Here is a 24,438-nt window from a genome sequence, read left to right as displayed (position 1 = left end):
TCAGGCAATCGGGTGCCGGGACTCAGCGGTTGAAGAGGCGCGAGAAGAAGCTCCCGCCGGCGTTCGGTGCGTCGTCGTGCCCGTCGCACCACTGGGAGGCGGGCACGGAGCGGCGCACGTCGGCGACGTGCTGGCCGCAGCCGCTCCAGGTGGTCTTGCCGCAGGTGGAGCAGGTGGCGGGGAAGCACATGGGTCGTTCTCCTTCTCAGGCGGGGTGTGGGGCTGTCAGGCGAGGGTGAGGAAGAGCTTCTCGAGCTCGGCGGGCGTGAGCCCGTCCTCGGTGGTGTGGTCGGGGTCGACGAGGCACTCCTGCATCGCGTTCGCGACGACGGCGTAGCCGGCCTTGTCGAGCGCGCTGGCGACGGCGGAGAGCTGGGTGACGACGTCGCGGCAGCTCTTGCCGTCCTCGACGGCGGTGATGAGGGCGTCGAGCTGCCCGCGGGCGCGCTTGAGCCGGTTGACGATCTTGCGCTGGGCGGCGGCGTCCTGGGTCGACATCGGTCTGGTCCTCTCGGGAAGGGGTGGGTCAGCGCGCCGGACGGGACGGGGCGGGGTCGGCGGTCTCGGTGGGTGCGGTGCTGACGAGCAGGTCGTCGGCCGCCTGGCCGAGGGCTGCGCGCAGCGTGAGCATGCCGCCGGACAGCGAGGCCGAGTCGAACCCGGCCTGGGCGAGCACGCGGTGGGCGATGTTCGAGCGGACGCCGGAGGCGCACAGCACGCGGACCGGGTGGCCCTTCGCCGCGGCGGTGACCTCGTCGAGCCGCTCGCGCAGCTCGGTGTGGGGGATGTTGAGCGAGCCGGGGATGTGGCCCGAGGCGAACTCGGCGGTGCTGCGGACGTCCAGCACCAGGGCGTCGCGCCGGACCTCCTCGAGCTGGTCGACGTGCCAGATGTGCAGGGTGCCGTCGAGCACGTTGCTCGCGGCCATGCCGGCGAGGTTCACCGGGTCCTTGGCAGCACCGTAGGGCGGGGCGTAGGCCAGGTCGAGGTCGACGAGGTCGGCCACGGTCATGCCGCCGCGGATCGCGGTGGCCAGCACGTCGATCCGCTTGTCCACACCGGCGCGGCCGACGGCCTGGGCGCCGAGCAGGACCCCGTCGCCGGCGCGGAAGTGGATCATCATGTGGATCTGCTCCGCCCCGGGGAACCAGCCGACGTGGTGGCTGGGGTGCAGGTGCAGCGTGTGGAAGTAGACGTCGGTGGCGCGCAGCGCGGCACGGTCGGCACCGGTGGCGGCGGCGGTCAGCTCCCCGACGCGCACGACGGCGGTGGACAGCGTGGGCGGCAGCGGCCGGGCGGTCGCCGGGCGCAGGATGTCGTCCGCCACGAGCCGGCCGGCACGGTTCGCCGGGCCGGCCAGCGCGACGGGGCGACGCAGCCCGGTGACGGCGTCGGTGCTCGTGACGGCGTCCCCGACGGCCCACACGCCGTCGACGTTGGTGCGGCCGTGCTCGTCGATCATGATGGCGCCACGGTCGGTGGCGATGCCGGCCTGCTCGAAGACGGCCGTGTCGGGGCGCACGCCCACGGACAGCACGACGACGTCGGCCGGCAGGCGCGTGCCGTCGGCGAGCACGACGGTGTCGTGGTCGGCGCCCTGCTCGACGGCTGTCGCGGCCAGGCCGGTGCGCACGGTGACGCCGATGCGCTCGAGCTCGGCGGTGACGCGCCAGGCGACCTCGTGCTCCAGCGGGGGCAGCACGTGGGCGGAGAGCTCGACGACGGTCACGTCCAGCCCGCGCGCGGCGAGGGTCTCGGCGGCCTCGAGGCCGATGAACCCGGCGCCGAGCACGACGGCGCGCCCGGCGCCGCGGTCGAGCTGCTCGCGCAGCGCGGTGGCGTCGTCGATGGAGCGCAGGGTGTGCACGCGCGAGGAGTCGAGCCCGTCCAGCGGCGGGCGGACCGCCCGGGCGCCGGGTGAGAGGATCAGCGCGTCGTAGTCGACGGTGTCGGTGCCGTCGTCGGTGAGCACGGTGAGCCGGCGGGACGCGGTGTCGAGGCCGACGACGTCGTGCCGGGTGCGCACGTCGAGGTTCAGCGCGGCGCGGAGCTTGTCCGGCGTCTGGACGAGGAGGTCGTCGGTCTCGGGGATCTCGCCTCCCACGTGGTACGGCAGGCCGCAGCTGGCCCACGACACGTGCTCGCCGCGGTCCAGCACGACGATCTCGGCGCTCTCGTCGAGCCGCCGAGCCCGGGCGGCGGCACTCATGCCGCCGGCGACTCCACCCACGATGACGATCTTCATGGCTGCGAGAATATACCCCTTGGGGTATCAGGACAAGATGACGTCGAGGTGGTCCTCGTCACGACGGCACGTCGCGCGTGCGCGGGCCGACGGCGGTGAGATGGACTCATGGGATCCGCTGCCGCGGCCACGTCACCGCCCGAGTCGCCCTGGGCGTCACCGCCGCAGGCGGTGCTGAGCGCCCTGGGCACGGGGGCCGCGGGCCTGCGGACCGACGAGGCCGCCGAGCGGGTCGCCGCCGTCGGGCCGAACCGCCTCGCGACCGTGCGGCGCGACCCCCTGTGGAAGCGGGTCCTGGTCCACTTCGACGACATCCTCATCGAGATCCTGCTCGTGGCGGCGCTGCTCAAGGCGTTCCTGGGCGACTGGGTCGACGTGACCGTCATCCTCGCGGTGGCGGTGATCAACGCGGGGGTCGGGTTCGTCCAGGAGGGCCGCGCCGAGAAGGCCCTGGAGGGGATCCGCCGGATGCTGTCGGCCTCGGCCCAGGTGCGGCGCGACGACGCCTGGACCGAGATCCCGGCCGACGGCGTCGTCCCCGGCGACCTGCTGCGGGTGAGCTCGGGCGACCGGGTCCCGGCCGACGTCCGCCTGCTGCGCGCGACCAACCTGCGCGTCGACGAGTCCGCGCTGACCGGCGAGTCGGTGCCCACCACCAAACGGGTGGACGCCGTCGTGGCCGACGCCGGGGTCGGGGACCGGACGAGCATGCTGTTCTCCGGCACCCTCGTCGCCGCGGGGCAGGGCGTGGGGGTCGTCACCGCCACCGGGCGGTCGACCGAGCTCGGGCGCATCCAGACCCTCATCGCCGACGTCCAGAGCCTCGAGACGCCGTTGACCCGCCGCCTCGACCGGTTCGGCCGCATCCTGGCGGTGGTCATCGTCGCCATGGCGGTCCTCATGGTGGCCGTCGGGTGGTTCGTGCACGGGTTCGGCGTCGACGAGCTGGTCTCGGCGTCCATCGGCTTCGCGGTGGCCGCCATCCCGGAAGGTCTGCCGGCCCTGGTGACGATCACGCTGGCGCTGGGCGTGCAGCAGATGGCGCGGCGCCGGGCGATCACGCGCAAGCTGCCCGCCGTCGAGACCCTCGGTTCGGTGACCACGATCTGCTCGGACAAGACGGGCACGCTGACCAGGAACGAGATGACGGCCCGGACGGTGCGGACCGCGGCCCGCTCCTTCCTCGTCTCCGGCGCCGGGTACGCGCCGCACGGGATCGTCGAGCTCTCGCCCGACCACGGCGGTCGCCCCGCCGACCCGGCCGCGGACCCGGACCTCGTGGCCGTGGCCGAGGTCATGATGCTGTGCAACGACGCCCGCATCGTGCGCGACGGCGCGACCGACGACGGGTGGGCGCTCGTGGGCGAGCCCACCGAGGGCGCCCTGCGCACGCTCGGCCACAAGACCGGCGTCGACCACGCGGGCTGGCGGCGCGTGGACCTCGTGCCCTTCGAGTCCGACACCAAGTTCATGGTCACGCTCGACGAGGACCCGGCGGGCGGGCTGCACGTGCACCTCAAGGGCGCCCCGGACCACGTGCTCGACCGCTGCGCGACCCAGGTCGGCGCCGACGGCGCACCGGCCCCGCTCGACCGCGCGTTCTGGGACGCCCAGATCGAGGCGCTCGGCGCACAGGGGCTGCGGGTGCTGGCCGCGGCCCGGTCCGACGCGCCGGAGGGGACCACGGAGGTCGACGTGCCCGACGTCGACGGCGGCCTGGAGCTGTGCGGCCTGGTGGGGATCGTCGACCCGCCGCGACCGGAGGCCGTCGACGCGATCGCCCGGTGCCGTGACGCCGGGGTCCAGGTCACGATGATCACCGGCGACCACGCGGGCACCGCGCTCGCCGTCGCCCGGGAGATGGGGATCCATGGCGGTCCCGTGCCGTCCGACACGATGCCGTCCGACACCGTGCTGACCGGGGCGGAGCTGGAGGCGATGAGCGCCGACGAGCTGAGCGCCGTCGTCCAGGACGTCCACGTCTACGCACGCACCAGCCCCGAGCACAAGATCCGCATCGTCCAGGCGCTGCAGTCGCACGGCGAGGTCGTGGCGATGACCGGCGACGGCGTCAACGACGCGCCGGCGCTGACCCAGGCCGACGTCGGCGTGGCCATGGGGATCAAGGGCACCGAGGCCACGAAGGAGGCGGCGGACGTCGTGCTGGCCGACGACAACTTCGCCACCATCGAGCGGGCGGTGGAGGAGGGGCGGCGGATCTACGACAACATCCGCAAGTCGGTGCTGTTCCTGCTGCCCACCAACGGTGCCGAGTCGCTGGTGATGCTCGTCGCGGTGCTGTTCGGTCTCGCGCTGCCGCTCGAGCCGGTCCAGGTGCTGTGGATCAACCTCATCACGGCGATCACCCTGACCCTCGCCCTGGCCTACGAGCCCGCCGAGCAGGACATCATGGCGCGCCCGCCCCGACCGGCGGACGCCCCGATCCTGGACGGGGTCCTGATGCGCCGCATCGTGCTCGTCTCGCTGCTCATCGGCGGGGCGACCCTGTTCGTCTTCTACCGAGCGCGGGCCGCCGGCGTCCCCGTGGCGGAGGCGCAGACGACGGCGGTGACGATGCTCGCCCTGGGGCAGCTCGCCTACCTGTTCAACTGCCGCTTGCTGGACCGCAGCTCGCTGACGCTCGACGTCCTGCGCGGGAACCCTGCGGTGTGGATCTCCGTGACGGTGCTGCTCGTGCTGCAGGCGGGGTTCGTCTACGCCCCGTTCATGCACACCTGGTTCGGGTCGGCGCCGCTCGGGCCCACCGAGTGGGCGTCGGCGGCCGCGCTCTCCGGTGTCGTCTTCCTGCTGGTCGAGGGGGCCAAGGCGTGGGGGCGTACGCACGGCCGGGGGAGTGCGGCGCCCCGTCGCGCGCGCGCCCGGTCGATGTCCTGAGTCGCGGGCGACCGACCGACCGTCGACCGTCCAGGAGAGCGCCGCCGTGCGGGCTGGAGTGATCGGCGGTGTCTGAACTACAGTTTTCGGTATGGCGAAATCTCTGACGCGGCGGACCGGATCGATGGTGTCGATCGCGGCTGCCGCCGCCCTGCTCACCGCGTGCACCACGGCGTCGGGCCAGGACGCCACCGACGACGACCGCCCCGTCGTGCTGACCACCTTCACGGTGCTGGCCGACATCGCCGAGAACGTCGGCGGCGACCACCTGCGGGTCGAGTCGATCACCAAGATCGGCAGCGAGATCCACGGGTACGAGCCGACGCCGGGGGACATCCGGCGGGCTTCCGACGCCGACCTGATCCTCGACAACGGGCTCAACCTCGAGGCGTGGTTCGCCCAGTTCGTGGCCGACGCCGACGCCCCGCACGTCGTCGTCTCCGAGGGGGTCGAGGTGCTCGACATCGCGGACGGCGCCTACGGCGGCACGCCCAACCCGCACGCGTGGATGAGCCCGCTGAACGTCCAGACCTACGTCGAGAACATGGTCACCGCGTTCTCCGACCTCGCCCCGGAGCACGCCGACGACTTCGCCGCGAACGCCGCGGCCTACGACGCCGAGCTGCAGCAGGTGCAGGACGACCTCGTCGCCGAGGTCGAGACCCTGCCGGCCGAGCAGCGTGCGCTCGTGACCTGCGAGGGCGCCTTCTCCTACCTCGCGCGCGACGCCGGGCTGAGCGAGCACTACCTGTGGGCCGTCAACGCCGAGCAGCAGGCCACCCCGCAGCAGGTGGCCGGGGTCATCGAGGTCGTCGAGGCACAGGACGTGCCGGCCGTGTTCTGCGAGTCCACGGTCTCCGACGCCGCCATGCAGCAGGTCGTCGAGGCCACGGGCGCGGCGTTCGGCGGCACGCTGTACGTCGACTCCCTGTCCGAGCCCGACGGTCCCGTGCCGACCTACCTCGAGCTGATCCGGCACGACGCCGACGTCATCGTCGAAGGGCTCACGGGCGCCACCGCCGCAGCCGGGGCGGACTCGTGAGCGGCCCCGGCGGCGCGCCCGCCCTCGAGGCCGACGGCGTCACCGTCCGGTACGGCGACGTGCTCGCCCTGGACGGCGTCACGCTGCGCCTGGGCCGCGGCACCGTGTGCGGGCTGATCGGGATGAACGGCTCGGGCAAGTCCACGCTGTTCAAGGCGCTGCTCGGCATGGTCGACCTCACCGCCGGCACGGTGCGGGTCGACGGCGGCACCCCGGCGCGTGCCCGTCGCCGGGGTGCGGTGGGCTACGTGCCCCAGACCGAGGCCGTCGACTGGGCCTTCCCCGTCTCGGTGCGGGACGTGGTGATGATGGGCCGGTACGGCCACCTCGGGATCACGCGCCGACCGCGACCGGCCGACCACGAGGCGGTCGAGGCCGCGCTGGAGCGGGTGGAGCTCACGGACCTGGCCGACCGCCAGATCGGACAGCTCTCCGGGGGCCAGCGCAAGCGGGCGTTCGTCGCCCGCGGCATCGCCCAGGACGCGCGCACGATGCTGCTCGACGAGCCGTTCGCCGGGGTCGACAAGCGCTCGGAGGCCACCATCGTGCGGCTGCTGCGCGAGCTGGCCGCCGACGGCCGCACCGTGCTCGTCTCGTCCCACGACCTGCACGCCCTGCCGCAGCTCGCCGACGAGGCGGTCCTGCTGCTGCGACGCGTGCTGTTCCACGGGTCCGTCGCCGAGGCGCTGGAGCCGGACAACCTGGCGCGCACCTTCGGGCTCGACGTCTCGGACGCCCGCGGCGGTGGGGCCGCATGACCCTCGTCGACCTGCTCGTCGAACCCTGGACGTTCGACTTCATGGCCCGGGCCTTCGTCACCACGACGATCGCCGCGGTCGTCGCCGCGCTGCTGTCCTGCTGGCTGGTGCTCGTCGGCTGGTCCCTCATGGGCGACGCGGTCTCCCACGCGGTGCTGCCCGGCGTCGTCCTCGCCTACATCCTCGGCGCCCCGTTCGCCCTCGGGGCGCTCGTGTTCGGCGGTCTGGCGGTGGTGCTCATCGGGGCGGTCCGGGACACCGGCCGGGTGAAGGAGGACGCGGCCATCGGCATCGTGTTCACGACCCTCTTCGCCCTCGGGCTGGTCCTGGTCTCGGTGACGCCCAGCCAGACCGACCTCAGCCACATCATCTTCGGCAACGTCCTGGGGATCTCGTCGTCCGAGCTGCTGCAGGTGGCCGTGCTCGCCGTCGTCGGCTCCGCGGTGCTGCTGGTCAAGCGGCGGGACCTGGTGCTCTTCGCCTTCGACCCCACCCACGCCCATGCGATCGGGTTGTCCACCCGGCGGCTGTCCGCGCTGCTCCTGGGCGTGCTCGCCCTGACCGCCGTGGTGACGTTGCAGGTGGTCGGCGTGATCCTCGTCGTGGCGATGCTCATCATCCCCGGCGCGACGGCCTCGCTGCTCACCCAGCGGTTCGGCCGGATGCTGGTGCTGGCGCCGACGATCTCGGCGCTGTCCTCGATCGTGGGGATCTACCTGTCGTACTGGCTGGACGCCGCCTCGGGCGGGATGGTCGTGCTCGTCCAGGGCGCCGTGTTCGCCGTCGTGCTGCTGGCCGGTCCGCGTTCCGCGCTGCTGCGCGGGCGCGCACGGAGGCGCGTCAGGGCACGAGTGTCGCGGTGACCGTCACGACGGCGAGCAGCGGCAGCGTGCCCTGCGCTACGGCGGCACGCCACCGGCGGAGGGACGAGGCGAGCAGCACGAGAGCGGCGGCCAGCATCGCGCCCGTGCCTGCCAGGATAAGCGAGGCGCCGGCAATGTCCGGCCGCGGGCTGTCGAACGGCCCGGTCAGCAGCGTCAGGACGATGCCGGCGACGGCGATGATCGCGAGGAACAGGTTGTAGAAACCCTGGTTGAACGCGAGCTCGCGGGTCGCCGCCGCCTGCTCCGCCGTCGTGCCGAAGACCGCCCGCGCGCGGGTCGTCCAGGCGAACGACTCCAGCCAGAAGATGTAGATGTGCAGGGCCGCGGCCAGGGCGGCCAGGACGAGTCCGGCAGCGATCATCGGTGCTCCTCGAGGGGCGAGGGTGGGACGGTGCTGCCACGATCGTGCCAGACGCGCCGGGCCACCCATGGAGGAGAGCGAACCGTGACAGACCTGACGCCGACCCTCGGCGTGCACTCGGAGGTGGGTCGGCTCCGCAAGGTCCTGGTCTGCCGGCCAGGCCTGGCGCACGAGCGGCTGACGCCCAGCAACTCCGACGACCTGCTGTTCGACGACGTCATGTGGGTGGAGGCCGCCCAGCGCGACCACGCCGACTTCGTCGACGAGCTGACCGTCCGCGGGGTGGAGGTCGTCGAGCTGCACGACCTGCTCGCGCAGACGATGGCGGACCCGCAGGCCCGCTCGTGGCTGCTGGACCGCAAGGTGGTCCCGAACCGGGTCGGCCTGGGGCTCGTGGAACCCGCGCGGGCCTACCTGGACGGGCTGGCGCCGGCAGAGCTGTCCCGGTACCTCGTCGGCGGGCTGTCCACCGCCGACCTGCCCGACGACTACCGCACCGGCTACGTGTCCCTGGCCCACGAGTCGCCGGACGCCCGCGAGTATCTGCTCCCGCCGCTGCCCAACACGCTCTACACCCGGGACACCACGTGCTGGATCTACGGGGGCCTCACGCTCAACCCGCTGTACTGGCCGGCGCGCAAGGAGGAGACGCTGCTGATGAAGGCGGTCTACGCCTTCCACCCCGACTACGGCGACGCGACGGTGTGGTGGGGCGACCCGGAGGTCGACTGGGCCCAGGCCTCCCTGGAGGGCGGCGACGTCATGCCGGTCGGCGGCGGCGTCGTGCTCGTGGGGATGAGCGAGCGCACCTCGCGCCAGGCCATCAGCCAGCTCGCCAAGGCGCTGTTCGACGCCGGTGCCGCGCAGCAGGTGGTGGTGGCCGGCATGCCGCGGCTGCGGGCGGCGATGCACCTGGACACCGTGTTCACCTTCGCCGACCGCGACCTGGTGACCGTCCACCCGCGGATCGTCGACGGCATCCACCCCTACGTGCTCTACCCGAGCGACCGGTCGCCCGGTGTCGAGGTGGTCGACGCCCGGGGCAAGTCCTTCGTCGACGTCGTCGCGGAGGCGATGGGCCTGCCTCGCCTGCGGGTCGTGGAGACCGCCGGCGACGTGTACGCCTCCGAGCGTCAGCAGTGGGACTCCGGCAACAACGCCGTCGCCGTCGAGCCGGGCGTGGTGTTCACCTACGACCGCAACACCCAGACGAACGCCGCCCTGCGGAACGCCGGGGTCGAGGTGATCGAGATCGTCGGTGCCGAGCTCGGGCGCGGGCGCGGCGGCGGGCACTGCATGACGTGCCCGATCGTGCGCGACCCGCTCGACTGACTCGGTCCGTCACCGACGACCCCGGTACGTCGTCGGCGACGGTCGGCCGGGAGCGTCGCGCGCACCCCCGGCCGGCCGCCGCCGATCACCGGCCGCCGATCAGCCGCAGTCGAACGCGTCGTAGGCGACGCGCTCGGTGGCGGACACCTCCTCGCCGTCGATCGTGGCGGTACCCGTCACGGTCGCCTCGCCGGCCGGGACGGACCCGGTGCGTGCCGGGAAGGCCCGGTAGACGCTCCTGCCCGGCTCGACGTCCTCGACCGTCCGGGACCCGTAGGGGGTGTCCACGGTGAGCGAGACCGGGACCTCCTCGGCGTGCTGCGCCCGCACCGCCACGTAGCCGCGGCCGCCCAGGCAGCGCTGCTGCACCGTCGCCTCGACGGCCGGACGGTCCCCGGCGTCGAGCGCCGGGAGCACGACCTGACCCCGCTCCTCGACGTTGCCCGCGACGTCGGTCGCCGCGAACTCGAGGACCTGCTCGGTGTCGGTCAGCGCCCGGGTGAACGGTTCGGTGTACGTGCCCCAGAACGTGCCGGGACCCTCCCACTGGATCCGGTCCACACCGGACCCGGCGTCCGTCGCGGCGAGGGTGACCTCGACGCTCGTGCCGAGATCGCGCACCGTCGCCGTGGTCGCCGGGGCGGTGGTGTCGACCCGGAGGGTGCGAGACCCCTCGCCCACGTTGCCCGCGGCGTCCGTGGCGCGGACGGCCACGGTGTGCTCGCCGTCGTCCTCGAGCACGAACGGCCCGTCGTCGGGGGTCCAGTCCCCGCCGTCGACCGCGACCTCGACCGCGGGGGAGGGATCGCGGTCGTCGGTGGCCGTGACGGTGACCGTCGGGCTGCTGAGGAACCAGCCCGACGTCGCCGGGCCCGGCTCGGCGGACACGGTCACCGTCGGGGCGACGGTGTCCTCGCCGTCGTCCGGGGCCACCACGAACACGGTGGCCTCGGCGTCGACGTCCGTCCCGGTGACATCGCCGGTGACGAAGAACAGGGTTCCGGCCTCCGCGTGGTCGGCCGGGTCGACGGCGTCCCACGTCACCGGGACGCTGCTGTCCCGCGTCCCGTCCGCGTACTCGGCGACCACGGTGCCGGGCAGGACCGGTGCGGTGCCCGCGAGCGTGACGACGCTGACGTAGTCGACGGCGACGACGTCGCCGGGCTCGCCGTCGCGCACGTGGACCGTGCCCTCGACCGGGGCGACGAGCTCCGGGGAGGTGCCCGCGACGGCGAACGACCCGGGCTCGGCCACGTCCTCGGCCGTGACCTCCTCCCACCTCACCTCGACGGTCTCGACCCGGCCGTCGGTGTAGACGGCGTCGAGGTCGGCGGGCAGCTCGGGCAGCACGCCCACGTCGGTGGGCACGTGCACCGGCTCGTGGTCGATCGGCCCGTGCGGGTCGACCGGGTCGGGCTCCTCCGTGCCACCGGTGCCCCAGAGCTCCCACTCGGTGACGCCCACGGCCGAGTAGGAGTCGACGTCGGTGCCCTGCAGGGCGTCGAGGTTCGCCCGGACGCGGGTCGTGGTGACCGGGTCGAAGGTCGTCTCGTTCGGGGTGGTGCGCTCGAGACCGAACCCGCTGGGGCTCGCGACGTCGACGAACTGCTCGGCGTCGGCGTCCCAGTACTGGATCGACCACGACGACGGCACCCGGACGTTGTCGCCGTTCGCGCCGGTCCCGTCCGTCCAGAAGGACATCACCGACCGGTCGACCGTCACCGGCACCGGCCACGAGTACTCCAGCCAGTGGGAGGCGGGGCGTTCCCCGCTCCACGTCGACCAGGCCTGCTCCCAGGTGCCGGTCGGCGCCACCTCGCCGTCGTGGACGGCGTCGAGGCGGTGCCACGGTGCCGTGTAGCTGGCCTCCGGCGTGCCGACCAGCGCCACGTTCGCGGGGGCGTCCTCCGCGGCCGCCGCCACGGCCGGGGCCGTGCCGCCGCCCGTACCGGCCGTCCACAGGGCCGCGCCCGCGCCCGCGACCGCGAGGGCCAGGGCGGTGGCGCCGGCGAGGATCCGCCGCTGCCGCGAGCCGTCGGGGACGTGGCGCTCCCGGGCGCCGAGCGGGACGAGGACCGTGTCGTCGCCGTGCGTGCTCATGCGAACCTCGCCTTCCCCGCCGTGACCAGGATCCGTTGACCGTCGCGACGGCTGAGGAGCCCGTCGGCGGAGAACTGCTCGACGGTGCTCTGCACCGTGCGCAGGAACGCGGCGCGGTCGGCGAACCCGCCGTCGGCCCAGACCGCGTCGAGGAACGACGTGCCGTCGGCGCGGACCGGGTTCGCCACCCGGCTGTCGCGGCCCGCGAACACGACGCGCGGCTCGGACCGCTCGACGTACAGGTGGTACTGCGTGTCGTCGCCGGACCACGCCGGCTCGAAGGTGAGGTCCCCGAGCCGGCGGTACCCGTCGCCCAGGTCGGTGAAGGCGCCGTCGAGCGTCCCGTCCAGCGCCATGTGCGGGTAGAGGGAGAGCCGGAGGAACTCGCGCGACGAGCTGCGTGCCACCAGCACGGTGGGGCCGTTCTCGATGCTCTGGATCACCGGGTTGTCGATCGTGGGCACCGCACGGATGCTCAGCGGCATCGTGACGTCCACGACGTCGCCCGGCGACCAGTCCCGGGACACGCTGACGTACGTCCCGGGGGTCGCGTCCACCTGCTGGTCGACGCCGTTGACCGCGACCGTGAAGCCCCGGCGCACCCAGCCGGGGACCCGGAGCCGCAGGTCGAGCGGTCCGCTGCCCTGCACGGTGAGGCGGCTGGAGCCCTCGAGCGGGTAGGTCGTCTCCTGGACGATCGTGACGCCACGCTCGGGCCACTCGAGCGTGGACGCGAGGAAGAGGTTGACGTAGACGGCGTCGCCGGAGGTGGTGCGGAAGTACACCGAGTCGCGGTACTTCACGTGGTTCTCGAGGCCCGTGCCGCCGCAGCAGGTCCCGGTGTTGCCGTACTCGCGCCACGTCCCGGGGTCGACCGGGTACATGTAGGTCACCTCCGGCGAGGTGTCGGACTGCACGTTCTTCTTCGACCCCACGATCTGGTTGAGGACGCCGCGCTCGTAGTACTCCATGTATCGGGGGTCGAGGGTGTGGAAGAACAGCAGCCGCGACAGCTTGAGCATGTTGTAGGTGGCGCAGGTCTCGGCGTTGCGGGGACCGATGTCCCCGGCGACCGTGTCCGGCGGGCCCCAGTGCTCGCTCTCCCCGTCGCCGCCGTGGGCGTAGGTCCGGCCCGGGACGACCATGTCCCAGAAACCCTCGACCGCGTCGAGGTAGCGCTGCTCGCCCGTGAGGTCGTGGAGCTTGAGATAGCCGGGGAACTGCGGGATGTGCTGGTTGGCGTGCAGCCCGTCGAGGACGTCGTCGCCGGCGGCGCAGGCGTCGACGAGCCGCGTCAGGTCGAAGCACCGCGCGGACGCCAGGTGGGTGTCGTCCCCGGTGATCGCGGCCAGGTCGGCCAGGGACTCGTTCATGCCGCCGTACTCGCCGGCGATGTAGAGACCCCACATCCGGTCGAGCTGCGCGCGCGGGAGCACCGACAGCCGGCCGTGGACCCAGTGCGCCATCGAGGTGGCGATCTCGAGGGCCTGGTCGTTGCCGGTGAGGGAGTACGCCTCCAGCAGCCCCGCGAGGATCTTGTGGCAGGTGTAGTAGGGCGCCCAGATCTCGCCGTAGGGCGCGTACTCCTCGAGCCGGCTGAACTGCCACTCGCCGTACGCGGCGAGGAATCCGGGGTGGGAGTACCGGCCGGTCTCGGCCAGCGCCGCCTGGACCTCGCCGAGGCCCGTGACGATCGCGTCGACCTTGTCGGCGAAGACCTGCTCGCCGGTGCTCGCCCAGGCCAGGGCCACCATCGACAGGAAGTGTCCGCCGTAGTGGCCGCGCAGCAGGTTCGCGGTCTGGGTGTTCTCCCGGCCGGGGTAGTCGTCCGGGCCCCAGGCGTCCTCGTTCGGGTGCCCGAAGCCCTCCCACCCGCCGGGCGGGGCCGCCCCGCGGTCGTCGAGGCCCGCGTTGCGGCGGAAGACGGCGAGCACCCGGTCGACGGGGTACACGCGCGCCAGGTGCAGCATCTGGTCCTGGGACCGGGTGGCGATGCTGGGGGCGAGGTCGACGTCGGCCATCGCGAACGGCCGGGCCGTCCAGCCGTCGAAGGTGACGGTGCGGTCCAGGGACCGCAGGAAGCCGCGGCTCACCGGAGGTGCCGCCGGGGCGAAGGCGCGGACGGGAGGCGCGGTCGCGACGGCGGTCCCGCTGCCGGCGAGCGCGACGGCACCGGCCGTGGCGCCGGCGGCCATCGCGCCGAGGCGCAGGACGGACCGCCGTGAGTAGGTCGGGTCAGGCATGGTGGGTGGACTCCTCGGGTACTCGTCGTCGAGCCGTGGTGTCGTGCCCGGGGTCGCCGGGGGAGGACGACGTCGTCCTCCCCCGGCGACCCCGGGACGGTCTGCCCTCGTCAGGAGCAGTCGATCGCGTCGTGCTCGACCGTCTGCTCGGAGCTCACCTCCTCGCCGTCGACGACGCCCGTCGCGGACACGGTCACGGACCCCGCCGCGGCGGAGACGGACCGCGTGGGGAACGCCTGGTAGGCGTTCTCGCCCGGGGCCACGTCCTCGACCGTCCGGGTGCCGAACGGCGTCGTGAGGGTGAGGTCCGCCGGGACCGCGTCCTCGTTCAGCGCCCGCACCGCGAGGTAGGCCCGGCCGCCGAGGCAGCGGGTGCTCACCGTCGCCGTGACGTCGAGGTCGGGCTCCGACCCGTCGACACCCGGGTCGTCGGCGAGAACGCGCCACTCGGTGACGGCGACGGCCGAGTACGTGCTGCCGTCGCCGTTCGCCTGGAACGTGGCCCGCAGCCGGGACGTCGTCACCGGGTCGAAGCCCACGGTGGTGAACTCCGTCGTGCTCACGTCGTAGGGGTCCGCGCCGGTCACGGGCGCCCACTCCTCGGCCGCGTCGTCCCAGTACTCCACCGACCAGGAGTCCGGCGCGGCGACGCCGTCACCGGTGCCGGCGGGGGAGTCCTGCCAGAACTTCAGCTCCGTGCCGGTGAGCCGGATCGGACGTGACCACTCGTACTGCACCCACTGCGACGACGGGCGGTCGCCCGACCAGGTGCCCCAGAGCTGCGCCTGGCTCGGGTTCGACGGGTCGGCGTCGTCGTGGAGGGCGTCGACGCTGTTCCAGCCCGCCGTGTACGACGTCGACACCGTCGCGATCGGCCCGACGTTGCCGCTGAGCGGCCCGGAGACGTCGGCGGGGATCGTCACGGACCGCGGGGTCCCGACGTTCCCGGCGGTGTCGACGGCCCGGAACGACACCCGGTGCTGCCCCGTGTCGGGGGCGGCGACCGGACCGTCGTAGACCTGCCACTCGCCCGTGCCGACGGCGAACTCCACGCGCGCCACGCCCGAGGTCTCGTCGCTCGCCGTGACCGTGACGGTCCGTGCCGCGGCGTCCAGCTCGCCGGAGGCCTCCGGGGAGACGCTGTCGATCTGGACGTCGAGCGACTGCTCGGCCGAGACGTTGCCCGCGCGGTCGGTCGCGGTGGCGACGACGCGGTGGGCGCCCTCGCCGCTGACGTCGACCTCGGTGGACCGGACGTGGTTCGTGACCACGGGCTCGGCGTCGTCGACCGCCGTGGTCAGCACCACGCGCCCGCCGGAGTCGTCGGTGCCGTCGACGCGTACGCGCACGTCGGAGCGGAACCAGCCCTCGGCGCCGGCGCTGCCGAGCGGGGTGAGCGCGACGTCGGGGGCGGTGTCGTCGTCCGCCGGTGCCTCGGCCGGGATCACGGTCACGTCCGCGCCGACCCGGCCTCCGGCGTACCCGAGCACCGACCCCTCGACGGCGAACGTGCCGGGGACGGCGACGTCCTCGGCCGTCACGTCGTCCCACCAGGCGGGGAGGTCGAGCGTCTCCCCGTCGGCGAAGGTGAGCGGGACCGTCCCCGGCAGGGCGGTCTCGCCGACCTCGACGGTCAGGTCGGGCGTGCCGACCGACACGGGCTGCTCGGCGTGCACCTCCCACTCCTCGACCGCGACCGCGGAGTACGTGCTGCCGTCGGTCGAGGCGTCCAGGACCGCCCGTACCTGCGTGGTCGTCACGGGGTCGAAGGTCGTGTCCTGGAACCCGTCGGTCCCGGTGCCGTAGCCGTCGGCGTCCGGGACCTCGGCCCAGCCGCCGGCGTCGGCGTCCCAGTACTCGATGTGCCACGCGTCGGGTGCCGCCACGCCGATGCCGGTGCCCCGGGGCTGGTCGTTCCAGAAGTCGATCCGGGACCCGGCCAGCCGCATCGGCTGGTCCCAGGTGTACTGCACCCACTGCTGCGGCGGGTTGTCCCCGGTGTACGTCCCCCACATGTCCGGGGGCAGGGGGTTCGGCCGCACGAGCTCGTCGTTGAGCGCCTTCGTCCAGTACTGCGTCGGGACGGGCTCGTTGGAGACGCGGACCGTGGCCTCGTGCGCGACGTTCGCCCGTGGAGTCGTGTCGCGCTCCGCCGCAGGCGTCGTGACGACCGGCTCCATCCGGGGCGGCGACTGGGTGTCGTCCCACTCGACGCGGTCGATCGCCACCGAGCGGCGGAAGTGGTTGCCGCCCTCGGCGTCGGCCGTGTGGTAGGCGATCCACCACTCGCCGTCGAACTCCAGGATGCCGGGGTGGCTCGTCGTCGACGACACCGGCGCCAGGATCCTGCCGCGGGAGGTCCACGGGCCCTGGGGCGAGGAGGCCGTCGCGTAGGCGATGCACGCGTGGTAGGTCGCGGGGGTGCACGACGACGTCGGCCCGGCGTTGTTCCCGGCGTACGCCAGGTAGTAGGTGCCCTCGCGCTCGAAGGCCCACGCCGCCTCGAAGAAGCCCTCGAGCCCCGAGACCGCCTGGATGTCACCGACGGGCGTGCGCATGTCCTGCTCGAGCTCGAGCATGCGCAGCGTGCCGAAGCTGCCCCACCAGACGTAGACGCGGGCGTCGGTGCCCTCGCCGTCGACGAGGACGGTCGGGTCGATGTTGTGGATCGTGTTCGGTTCCGGCACGCGCTGGGAGATGAGCGGGCCGCCGACGTGGTCGGTCCACGGCCCGGTCGGCGAGTCGGACACGGCCACGCCGATGCCGAAGGCGTCGGACGCGGTGGTGTCCCGCTCGGCCACGGGGACGTACCAGTAGTAGCGCTGGTCGACGCCCTGGACGACCTGGCCGGCGTAGGCGCGGCCCGGCGTCGCCCAGTCGAAGACCTCCTCCGGGCGCATGAGGGACGGGTGGTGGGTCCACTCCCCGGCGTCGACGTCCGTCGTCCGGAACGCCCCCCACTCGTTCATGATGAAGTCGTTCTGCGTCGGGCCCGCCTCGTCGTGGCCCGTGTAGACGAAGAGCTGGTCCTGCGCGGTGTCGTTCCCCGGGGCGCCCGCGGGGACCACCAGGGGGGCGGGGTCGGCCGAGTAGTAGCTGCCGTCGGCGAGGATCGGGTTCTCGGTGGACGTGACGGTGTACGGGTCGGCGGCGGCCGCCGGGGCGAGCGTTCCGACGGTCGCGCCCAGCGCGAGGGTCGGTGCCAGCACCCCGACGAGCACGGCGGACCGGGTCCTGCTCCTGCTGCGAGGGAACATGCTTCTCTCCTGGGATCAGGGCCGCGCCCGGGGGCGCGGCCGGCGAGCGGCGGTGACGCGCCGGGCCGGGGCCCGGGACGTCACCGCCGCTGCGACGGCACCTCCGGTCAGCCGCAGCTCGCGGCCTCGTAGGCGCTCGTGACCGTCGACGAGGCGCCCTCGGCGTCCGTCGCGACCACGGTCGCCTCGCCGGCGTCGATCGACGCCGCGCGGGCCGGGAACGCCCGGTAGGCGTTCTTGCCCGGCTCGACGTCGGCGAACTCCTTCGACCCGAACGGCGTGTCGATCGTGACGGCGAGCGCCGCGTCGTCGTCGTTCGTGGCCCGCACCGCGAGGTAGACCTTCCCGCCGAGGCAGCGCGTCTGCGTCGTGACGGACACCTCCGGTCCGGTCGGCTGACCGTCGCCGACCGTGAGCGTCAGGGTCGTCGTCGTGGTGCCGGCCGTGCCGACGTACTCCGGGAGCACCAGGTCACCGTGGATCTCGTACACGCCGGGCGTCTCCACCACCGACGGGTCGTAGTCCCACTCGACGCCGATCGCCTGGTTGTCGCGCGAGCCGTCGTTGTACGAGACCTGGACCGTGGTGGGCAGCCAGGGCTCCTCGCCGACCTCCACGGTCTCGCTGAACTGCTCCGCGCCCTGGATCGAGATGCCGCCCGGGGAGTCCTCGGGCCGCACGTAGATCTGGGCCTCGGCGATCAGTCCGTACGTGGTGTTCGAGCCGTAGACGGTGAACGGGTCCACGTTGGTCTCGGCGACCATGTCCGGCGTGATCTCCTGCCAGGTGAAGTCGACGGTGCCGCGCTGACCGGTGGAGTAGACGACGTCGAGCGACGTCGGCAGGGTCGGCACGGTCCCCGTGACCGTGCGCATGATCACCGGGCTGGCCAGCTCGTCGACGGTGTCCCCGTTGACGCGCCAGCGCAGCACGCCGGTCCCGCCGGCACCGCCCTGGATGCCGGTGATGCGGATCCGCAGGTGGCTCGCCTCGACCGGCTCGAACTCGAGCCGGTTGTACGTGTCGCGCTGCAGGGCGTCGGCGTAGGACGAGTCGCCGGTCAGGGTGACCGGCGTCCAGCTCTCGCCGTCCTGGCTGTGCTCGACCGTGTACGCGTCCGCCTGTGGCATGCGCGTGCCGCCCTGGTCGTCGTACCAGTAGATCTCGGTCGAGGCGACCAGGACCGGCGAGTCCCAGGCGTACTGGATCCACGCCGCGTTCGACTCGCTGGAACCGTTGTTCGGCTGGCCCCAGGTGCCCCAGCCGTTGCCCGCGCCGGGGCCCGAGCTCGAGGGCGTGCTCGGGTCGTTGACGAGGGAGGGGTTCTCCCACGACGCCGAGCCGCTGGTCGAGATCGACGCGGCCGCCCCGAACTCGGCGGAGGCCTCCTTCGCCGTCAGCTCGACCTCGACGTCCCGCTCCGTGGTCAGCTCGCCGTCGTCCGCGGTGAGGCGGAAGACGTAGGTGCCCTCGACGGTCCCGGTGACGGTCGTGGTCAGGGCGTCCGGGTCGCTGACGATGGCGGTGGCGCCCTCCGGGGTGGAGGCCACGGACCACGCCTGGGTGAGCTCGCCGCCCTCGGGCAGCCCGTCGTCGACGACGGTGCCCACGAGGCTCGTGGACAGGTTGCCGTCCTGGGTCAGGTCGGCCGAGGCCGTGACGACGGGTGCGTCGTTGACGACCGCGGGGACGTCCCGCCCGGAGTCGAAGACCTGGATCTCGGAGATCGCGGTCCAGCGGTCCGGGGTGTTCGTGAACGCCACCCGGACACGGTCCGTCGTGACGGTCGGGAACAGGGCCTCGTTGAACTTCGGCCCCGGGATCTTCGGCGCCTTGTACGTGTCCGGCACGCTGGTCCAGCCGCCGTCGCCGTCGGGCACCTGGATCGAGTACCGGCTGGGCTCGTGGTAGCCGCCGTCCTGACGGTCGCTGACGAACCACACCTTGACGTTGTCGAACGACGTCGGCTCGCCGAGGTCGAGCTCGACGTACCCGGTGTCGCCCTCGGTGCCGTAGTTGCCCCAGTACGGCTCGTTGGCGGTCACGCCGTCCGTCACCGCGTCGAGCGACACGGGCCGCTCGGTCGCGCTGATCGCGCCGGGCGTGTAGTTCATCGACCCGGTGCCGGGCGTGTGGAACTCGCGCCACGGGGTCGGGCGCGGTCCGTCCTGGGTGGCCGACGACGAGAGCACCGCGTCGGTGGCCAGGTCGGGCGCGTCCTCGGTGGCGTCGATGCCGGCGGTCTTGAGGTAGGAGACCACGCGCTCGTCCTCGATGGGGGTGTCGACCGCCGCGGGCAGGTCGGCTCCCTCGGTCCCGTCGACCGCGACGGTCAGGCCGTCGTCGGACTCCACGACCTCGTGCGCGGCCGGGTCGTAGACGAAGCGGCCCAGGCCGTCCGCCGCGGCCTTGCGCTCGCCGTCGACGAAGAGGCTGTAGCCCTCGCCGAGACCGTAGTGCGAGCCGTCCGGGTCCCAGACGATCGTCAGGTCGTGGCCGTGGTACCGCAGGTTGTTGACCATGAAGTGGTCGTACCCGAGGTCGATCGGCCAGAGCTCGATCTTGTCGTCGGACCGCGGCTGGATGCCGCCCATGTCCTCGACGTAGATGTAGTTCATGTTGCCGAGCATCACGTGGTTCGGGTTCACGCGGCTGTACGACTGCGTGTCCGGGTTCCAGTTCGCGTAGTACTCGGACTGATTCGGGATCCGGGTGTCACCGTCCGGGTACACGCTCCACGCCATCCAGTCGAGCAGGCGGGCGGCGTACTCGGGGGTGATGTACTTCCCCTCCGGGTCGTAGTGGCGCAGGGCGGAGCGCACCGCGCGGTACTGGACCGTGAAGTTGATGTTGGAGAAGTTGTTCGACCCGCCGATCCCGAACTTGTCCTTGTCGTACTGGTTCGCCGTGTAGAACGGGAAGATCGGGAAGTTGTCCCCGTAGCGCAGGAACCGGAACCCGTCGACGTACTGCTCCGCCTGGTCGGTCGGGATGAGGTTCTGGGCGTAGATGTCGTAGAGGTTCGACTCCTTCGCCGGGATGAGGTCCCGCTCGGCCTCGGACAGCGGGTTCTGGCTGCCCGCCGACGTGGCGCCGTGCGAGGTGCCCGCGAGGAACATCCGCATCTCGTCGCTCCACAGCCGGCCGAGGATCGCGTCGCGGATCTGGTCGGCGGTGTCGCCCATCTCCTGGACCTTCGCGGCGTCGGCGCCGGCCATCTCGTAGAGCTGGCGGGCCGCGTCGAAGTCGCCCCAGACGTAGGCCGACTCGGGACGTTCGATCGTCCACGCCCCCGGCTCGCCGGTGCCGTCCTTCGGGTAGCCGAAGCTGATCGCGTCGGCGTCGTTGCCCGGCATGTAGTTGGTGTCGTAGGCGATCAGCTTGTCGTCGTTGCCGTCGTAGTGCTCGAGCTGCCCGACGCCGTCCCACTCGAAGTAGGACGCGAACCGCTCGGCGACGTCGGCGCCTCCGCCGTGGACGTTGAAGGCCTCCAGGCCCGCCGTGCCGAGGTACTGCGAGTAGTGGTTGTTCCAGCTCGTGTGGCCGGGGCTGTCCAGGAACGCGGACGAGCCGGACAGCTCACCGATGTTGAGCACCTGGCCGTACCCGAGGTACGGGTTGCGGATCCACTTGGTGTCCTGCAGGTGCATCGGCTGGGTGAGCGCGACCGAGTTCTGGTAGAGGTTCGACCCCTCGACGGTCGTCGGGTACTGGTAGACGTACCCGGGCTCGTTGGTGTCGAGGACGTTGTAGCGCTCGCCCCACCAGCGGTAGACGATCGCCTTCTCGATCGGGTCGCTGGGGACGTCGATGTAGGGGATGTCCTGGGCCCAGCGGCGGTTGAACTCCGTGACGCCCTGGCGGAAGGCCTCCGCGGGCTCGAGCACGGCGTAGTCCTCCAGGCTCGGGCGGGTGTCGGGCATCGACGCGCTGTACAGGGCGCCGACGACGGACAGGTCCACCGACCCCCCGGCGGGGACCGTGATCTCCCGCTCGAGGTTCGCGCCGGACCGCTCGAAGCCCGCGGCCTTGAGGTCGACCGTCACCGTGGACCACGGCGTGTCGACCAGACCGTTGTTCGCGCCGCTGGTGAGGGTGTGGCGGCCGGTCAGCTCGTCGGCCGCCTCCCCGGTACCCGTCGCGACGGGCGACGTCGCCCGGACCGTGAACGTGGCGTCCGAGTCGCCGTCGTTGGTGAAGGTGACCGCGGAGACGGCCACGTTGTCGTACGTGATGAACTTCTTGAGGTCGGCCGTGACCCCGGTCGAGCCGACCGTGTAGCGCGCCTTCGCGTGGCTGGGGGCGTTGAAGCGTTCGGCGCCGACCTCGGACACGTCCTCGCCGGGCACGGTCACGCGGTAGAAGTCGCCGAGGTTGTTCGGTCCGCCGGCGTGCGCGTCACCCGCGAAGCCCATGACGCCCCAGCTGCTGTTGCCACGCAGGTAGAGCGAGCGCCCGCGGGTCTGCAGGACGCCGTTGTTCGCCGTCCCGGAGACCCCGAGCACGCGGTCCAGGTAGTAGTCGGTCCCGCCGGCCGCGAGGTCCTGGTCGAAGATCGACTGGTGCATCGAGCCGGCGGTCCACGGGACCCCGGGCTCGAGCGCGGCGGTCGTCTCGGCGACGCCCGCGTACGTCGGGTCGCCGATGTCCATGGAGTCCGTCGTGCCGTCGGTGTACACGCCGACGTCGCTCTCGTTGCCGGGCACGACGTGGTCGTCCGCCGCCGCGGGGACCACCCCCAGCCCGGTCAGTGCCAGGGCGCCGGTCGTCGCGCACGCGACGAGCCTGCTTCTGCGTCTTGCTGACATCACCAAGTCCTCTCCGTCGGGAACCTGCAGGTGCGATCGGACGGATCTGCCGGGCCTGTCCGTCCAGGGCAGGCGTCGTGCACCGAGGGCGGATCGTCCTCGATCGCCGGTTGGGCGACAGTCAAGCACCGGTGCCGAAAGCCTGCAATGGCTTTCGGTGTTTTCGGCACCTGTTTTCTGCCGGGGTGGTCGGGGGAGCGGTGGCGCGGGCGGGCGCTGCCGGCCCGCCGGGACGCAGGACGGCCCCGTCGCGCCGTCTCCGGGGAGGCGACGCGACGGGGCCGTGGGGCGGTGGCGCGCGTGCGGGTCAGCCGGGCGGGCCGACCGGGCTCCGCTCCGCGCGGTCGCGGGCGGCCGACGCCGCGCCCTCGGCGCGGGCGGCGGCGAGCAGGGCGTCCAGGCGCTCGCGGCGCGCGGCGCGCACCGCGCGGAGCCCCAGGACCGTCGCCGCGGCGAGGAGGACCAGGAGGAGCTGGGGCCAGGGGATCGCCCAGGCGGTGACGGTGACGGTCTGCGGCGACGTGGCGGCGTCGACGCCGTCCGCGGGGGTGGGGGTGACCGTCAGGTCGACGGACACGGGGCCCAGGGGCCACACCCGGGGGACCTGGACGGAGGTGCGCACGCTCGAGCCCGGGATGAGGTCGACCGGCGTCGTCGGGGCGCTGCGGGCCTGCGGGACCAGCCCGGCCGCTCCGCTCGCCGCGGCCGCCCGGTCGACGGCGACCGCGACGTTGCCGGTGGCCGTCAGGGTGGCCTCCACGTCCACGGTGCCGGGCTCGAACGGGTTCCAGGAGGAGGCGTGCGCCGCCGTCACGTCCGCCACGGCGACCGCCGCGGAGACCTCGCCGGGCACGTGGACGTCGACGCGGACGCCGACGCGGTTGCTGACCGTGACCGGCCCGTCGCTCGTCGAGACGGCGGCGGCCACGCCCGCCGGGTGGTCGCCGGGCACCGCGTCCTCGGGGACGGCCACGGTCAGGGGGATCACGCTGGTCTCGCCGGCGGCGACGGTGATCTCGTCCTCGAGTCCGATCCAGGCGCCGCCCCCGGTGGGTTCGACGTCGGCCGCCCGGAGGTCGAAGCTGCCGTTCGCGGTGAGGTAGCCGTCCGCCGCGGAGAGGTCGAAGGTGACGCTCGTGGCGCTGCTGTTCGTCAGCGCGACGTGCTCGGTCGTCGATCCGCCGGGCTCCAGCTCCAGGGCGATGCGGCGCCGGTCGTCGGCGCCCTCGGCGTCCGCGGGGGTCAGCGACCAGGTGATGGTGTCGGTGTCGGCCGTGGTCACGGCCGGTCCGGGCGCGGCCGCACCGGCCGTTCCCGGGACGCCGGCGACCAGCAGGGCGGCCGTGCCCGCGCCGGCCGCGAGACGCGCGATGCTCCGGGGCATGGGACCTCCATTCGCGACGGGGTGCCTCGACGGCGTGCGCTCCCGCACCACGGGGCCGCGCGCCGTCGAGGCACCGGTGCCTGCTCTCAGAAGGACTGCTCCATGAGGGTCAGGGTGATGGTGGACGAGTACGACCCGGCCTCGACGTCCGTCGGGGTGCGCAGCGCGAGGTCCGCGGCGACGTCCCACGTCCCGCTCTCCGCGCCCGACTCCCAGGTCGAGACGAGCAGCTCCTGGCCCGCCAGACCGGGGCCGGCGTCCACGGCGCTGTCCACCGGCTCGCCCTCGGAGACGAGTCCCGTGGAGCTCTCCGACAGCAGCGTCGGGGTCCAGCCCAGGTACTCCGCCCCGATCGTCTTCGTCCCGTCGGTGGCGTCGACGAACTCGCCGGCCTGGCCGAGCACGGCCCAGTAGTGGCCCTCGGGGATGTCGGCGGGGTCGCGGGTGTCGGTCACGGTGACGGTCGGCGTCGTCCCCACGAACTGCCGGGCGGACTCGTCCGAGCCCTCCTCGACGAGGTCGACCCCCTCGTTGGCGGCGACGGTCATGGACAGCTCGCCGCCGCCCTGGTCGGTGATGTCGACCGAGACGTCGATCCCCTGGTCGTCCACGTCCTCGGCGGCTGCGGTCCCGGCGCCCACGGTCGCCACCAGCAGCACACCCATCGTGGCGCCTGCGAACCATTGCGTCGTTGCACGTGCGTTCATTGACTTCTCTCCATCGATTCGTCCGGTGCGGTCCGTCGAGCCCGGCCCCGGAGGAGGGATCGCACCAGGTGCCGTCGTCGGCCGGTCGTGGCAGGACCGCGGTGTCCTTCCCCTCCGGAGAGCCGTGCGGGCTCAGCCGTCATGCTCACACAGATCCGGGAATAGTGAAAGGGGTTTCGGCGGGTTACGGTCCCAGTGCACCAGGATTTCGGGCGAATCGCCCGGTCACCGCCGCCGGGCCGCCGGCGCGTCGGTCGCCCGAGGCGCCACCGGGCGCCCGGGGTGGGTCCGGGACAGGTGCGTGCCGTCGTCCGGCAGGTGCCGTGCCGACGCGTCGACGCGCCCGGTCGCCAGGGCGACCCGGCGTCGAGGGCACGAAAAGCGCCGAAACGAACGAAACCGCTTGCCTCAGACGTGGCCGC

General features: G+C 73.0%; 15 protein-coding genes. 5 read left to right on the top strand and 10 right to left on the bottom strand.

Features of this window, described 5'->3' with window-relative positions; translation table 11 throughout:
* Positions 1 to 22 precede the first annotated feature (22 nt).
* From PO879_RS15380 to PO879_RS15370, 3 genes are read right to left on the bottom strand one after another with little or no spacing between them, the layout of a single operon-like run.
* The gene (locus PO879_RS15380) at positions 23 to 190 is read right to left on the bottom strand and encodes a hypothetical protein (protein WP_278235730.1); all 168 of its coding nucleotides are present in this window, start codon (positions 188 to 190) and stop codon (positions 23 to 25) included.
* A 35-nt stretch (positions 191 to 225) separates the two neighbouring features.
* A complete protein-coding gene (locus PO879_RS15375) occupies positions 226 to 498 on the bottom strand; it encodes a metal-sensitive transcriptional regulator (protein ID WP_278235729.1) in 273 nt (90 codons plus the stop codon).
* A 28-nt stretch (positions 499 to 526) separates the two neighbouring features.
* Complete coding sequence (locus tag PO879_RS15370) at positions 527 to 2,245, bottom strand: FAD-dependent oxidoreductase (RefSeq protein ID WP_278235728.1); 1,719 nt, start codon at positions 2,243 to 2,245, stop codon at positions 527 to 529.
* 108 nt (positions 2,246 to 2,353) lie between these two features.
* Here PO879_RS15370 and PO879_RS15365 point away from each other — a divergent pair, with 108 nt between their 5' ends.
* The 4 genes from PO879_RS15365 (at position 2,354) to PO879_RS15350 (ending at position 7,803) form a co-directional block, all read left to right on the top strand.
* Positions 2,354 to 5,140 (top strand): HAD-IC family P-type ATPase, encoded by a 2,787-nt coding sequence (locus PO879_RS15365; RefSeq protein WP_278235727.1) that lies wholly within the window; start codon positions 2,354 to 2,356, stop codon positions 5,138 to 5,140.
* Positions 5,141 to 5,231: 91 nt separating this feature from the next.
* The gene (locus PO879_RS15360) at positions 5,232 to 6,182 is read left to right on the top strand and encodes a metal ABC transporter substrate-binding protein (protein WP_278235726.1); all 951 of its coding nucleotides are present in this window, start codon (positions 5,232 to 5,234) and stop codon (positions 6,180 to 6,182) included.
* On the top strand, positions 6,179 to 6,940 hold the full coding sequence (locus PO879_RS15355; RefSeq protein WP_278235725.1) for a metal ABC transporter ATP-binding protein: 762 nt from the start codon (positions 6,179 to 6,181) through the stop codon (positions 6,938 to 6,940). Before PO879_RS15360 ends, PO879_RS15355 begins: the two co-directional genes overlap by 4 nt.
* Entirely contained in the window at positions 6,937 to 7,803 is an 867-nt protein-coding gene (locus PO879_RS15350) for a metal ABC transporter permease (protein ID WP_278235724.1), read from the top strand. The genes PO879_RS15355 and PO879_RS15350 overlap by 4 nt, the downstream gene beginning before the upstream one ends.
* Here PO879_RS15350 and PO879_RS15345 read toward each other — a convergent pair.
* Positions 7,781 to 8,185 (bottom strand): DUF1304 domain-containing protein, encoded by a 405-nt coding sequence (locus tag PO879_RS15345; RefSeq protein WP_278235723.1) that lies wholly within the window; start codon positions 8,183 to 8,185, stop codon positions 7,781 to 7,783. The genes PO879_RS15350 and PO879_RS15345 overlap by 23 nt on opposite strands.
* Positions 8,186 to 8,269: 84 nt before the next feature.
* On the opposite strand from PO879_RS15345, the gene PO879_RS15340 reads away from it, so the two are divergent.
* Positions 8,270 to 9,517 carry an arginine deiminase gene (locus tag PO879_RS15340; RefSeq protein ID WP_278235722.1) on the top strand — a complete coding sequence of 416 codons (1,248 nt, stop codon included), beginning with the start codon at positions 8,270 to 8,272 and terminating at the stop codon, positions 9,515 to 9,517.
* 99 nt (positions 9,518 to 9,616) lie between these two features.
* Here the strand turns inward: PO879_RS15340 and PO879_RS15335 are convergent, their stop codons facing one another.
* The 6 genes from PO879_RS15335 to PO879_RS15310 all read right to left on the bottom strand — a co-directional run bounded on the left by PO879_RS15335 (position 9,617) and on the right by PO879_RS15310 (position 24,016).
* Complete coding sequence (locus PO879_RS15335; protein ID WP_278235721.1) at positions 9,617 to 11,617, bottom strand: Ig-like domain-containing protein; 2,001 nt, start codon at positions 11,615 to 11,617, stop codon at positions 9,617 to 9,619.
* Positions 11,614 to 13,860, bottom strand: a complete 2,247-nt coding sequence (locus PO879_RS15330; protein WP_278235720.1) for a beta-L-arabinofuranosidase domain-containing protein — start codon at positions 13,858 to 13,860, stop codon at positions 11,614 to 11,616. The genes PO879_RS15335 and PO879_RS15330 overlap by 4 nt, the downstream gene beginning before the upstream one ends.
* Before the next feature lie 110 nt (positions 13,861 to 13,970).
* Positions 13,971 to 17,117: a family 43 glycosylhydrolase gene (locus PO879_RS15325; protein ID WP_278235719.1), complete on the bottom strand. Its 3,147-nt coding sequence runs from the start codon at positions 17,115 to 17,117 to the stop codon at positions 13,971 to 13,973.
* Between the two features lie 107 nt (positions 17,118 to 17,224).
* A complete protein-coding gene (locus PO879_RS15320) occupies positions 17,225 to 21,925 on the bottom strand; it encodes a discoidin domain-containing protein (protein WP_278235718.1) in 4,701 nt (1,566 codons plus the stop codon).
* 307 nt (positions 21,926 to 22,232) lie between these two features.
* Positions 22,233 to 23,309, bottom strand: coding sequence for a hypothetical protein (locus PO879_RS15315; protein ID WP_278235717.1), 1,077 nt, complete (start codon positions 23,307 to 23,309; stop codon positions 22,233 to 22,235).
* 86 nt (positions 23,310 to 23,395) lie between these two features.
* A complete protein-coding gene (locus PO879_RS15310) occupies positions 23,396 to 24,016 on the bottom strand; it encodes a hypothetical protein (RefSeq protein ID WP_278235716.1) in 621 nt (206 codons plus the stop codon).
* Between the last annotated feature and the right edge of the window lie 422 nt (positions 24,017 to 24,438).

Source organism: Isoptericola sp. AK164 (assembly GCF_029643425.1).
Lineage (GTDB): Bacteria > Actinomycetota > Actinomycetes > Actinomycetales > Cellulomonadaceae > Isoptericola > Isoptericola haloaureus.
The sequence above is the reverse complement of the archived record's forward strand: the minus strand, read 5'-3'. Positions and strand labels throughout refer to the sequence as shown.

Bases quoted from the DNA above. Each gene is read 5' to 3' on its own strand.
- PO879_RS15335 (WP_278235721.1), bottom strand. From the start codon at position 11,617: ATGAGCACGCACGGCGACGACACGGTCCTCGTCCCGCTCGGCGCCCGG.
- PO879_RS15360 (WP_278235726.1), top strand. From the start codon at position 5,232: ATGGCGAAATCTCTGACGCGGCGGACCGGATCGATGGTGTCGATCGCG.
- PO879_RS15365 (WP_278235727.1), top strand. From the start codon at position 2,354: ATGGGATCCGCTGCCGCGGCCACGTCACCGCCCGAGTCGCCCTGGGCG.
- PO879_RS15380 (WP_278235730.1), bottom strand. From the start codon at position 190: ATGTGCTTCCCCGCCACCTGCTCCACCTGCGGCAAGACCACCTGGAGC.
- PO879_RS15350 (WP_278235724.1), top strand. From the start codon at position 6,937: ATGACCCTCGTCGACCTGCTCGTCGAACCCTGGACGTTCGACTTCATG.
- PO879_RS15375 (WP_278235729.1), bottom strand. From the start codon at position 498: ATGTCGACCCAGGACGCCGCCGCCCAGCGCAAGATCGTCAACCGGCTC.
- PO879_RS15320 (WP_278235718.1), bottom strand. From the start codon at position 21,925: ATGTCAGCAAGACGCAGAAGCAGGCTCGTCGCGTGCGCGACGACCGGC.
- PO879_RS15310 (WP_278235716.1), bottom strand. From the start codon at position 24,016: ATGAACGCACGTGCAACGACGCAATGGTTCGCAGGCGCCACGATGGGT.
- PO879_RS15345 (WP_278235723.1), bottom strand. From the start codon at position 8,185: ATGATCGCTGCCGGACTCGTCCTGGCCGCCCTGGCCGCGGCCCTGCAC.
- PO879_RS15315 (WP_278235717.1), bottom strand. From the start codon at position 23,309: ATGCCCCGGAGCATCGCGCGTCTCGCGGCCGGCGCGGGCACGGCCGCC.
- PO879_RS15325 (WP_278235719.1), bottom strand. From the start codon at position 17,117: ATGTTCCCTCGCAGCAGGAGCAGGACCCGGTCCGCCGTGCTCGTCGGG.
- PO879_RS15370 (WP_278235728.1), bottom strand. From the start codon at position 2,245: ATGAAGATCGTCATCGTGGGTGGAGTCGCCGGCGGCATGAGTGCCGCC.
- PO879_RS15330 (WP_278235720.1), bottom strand. From the start codon at position 13,860: ATGCCTGACCCGACCTACTCACGGCGGTCCGTCCTGCGCCTCGGCGCG.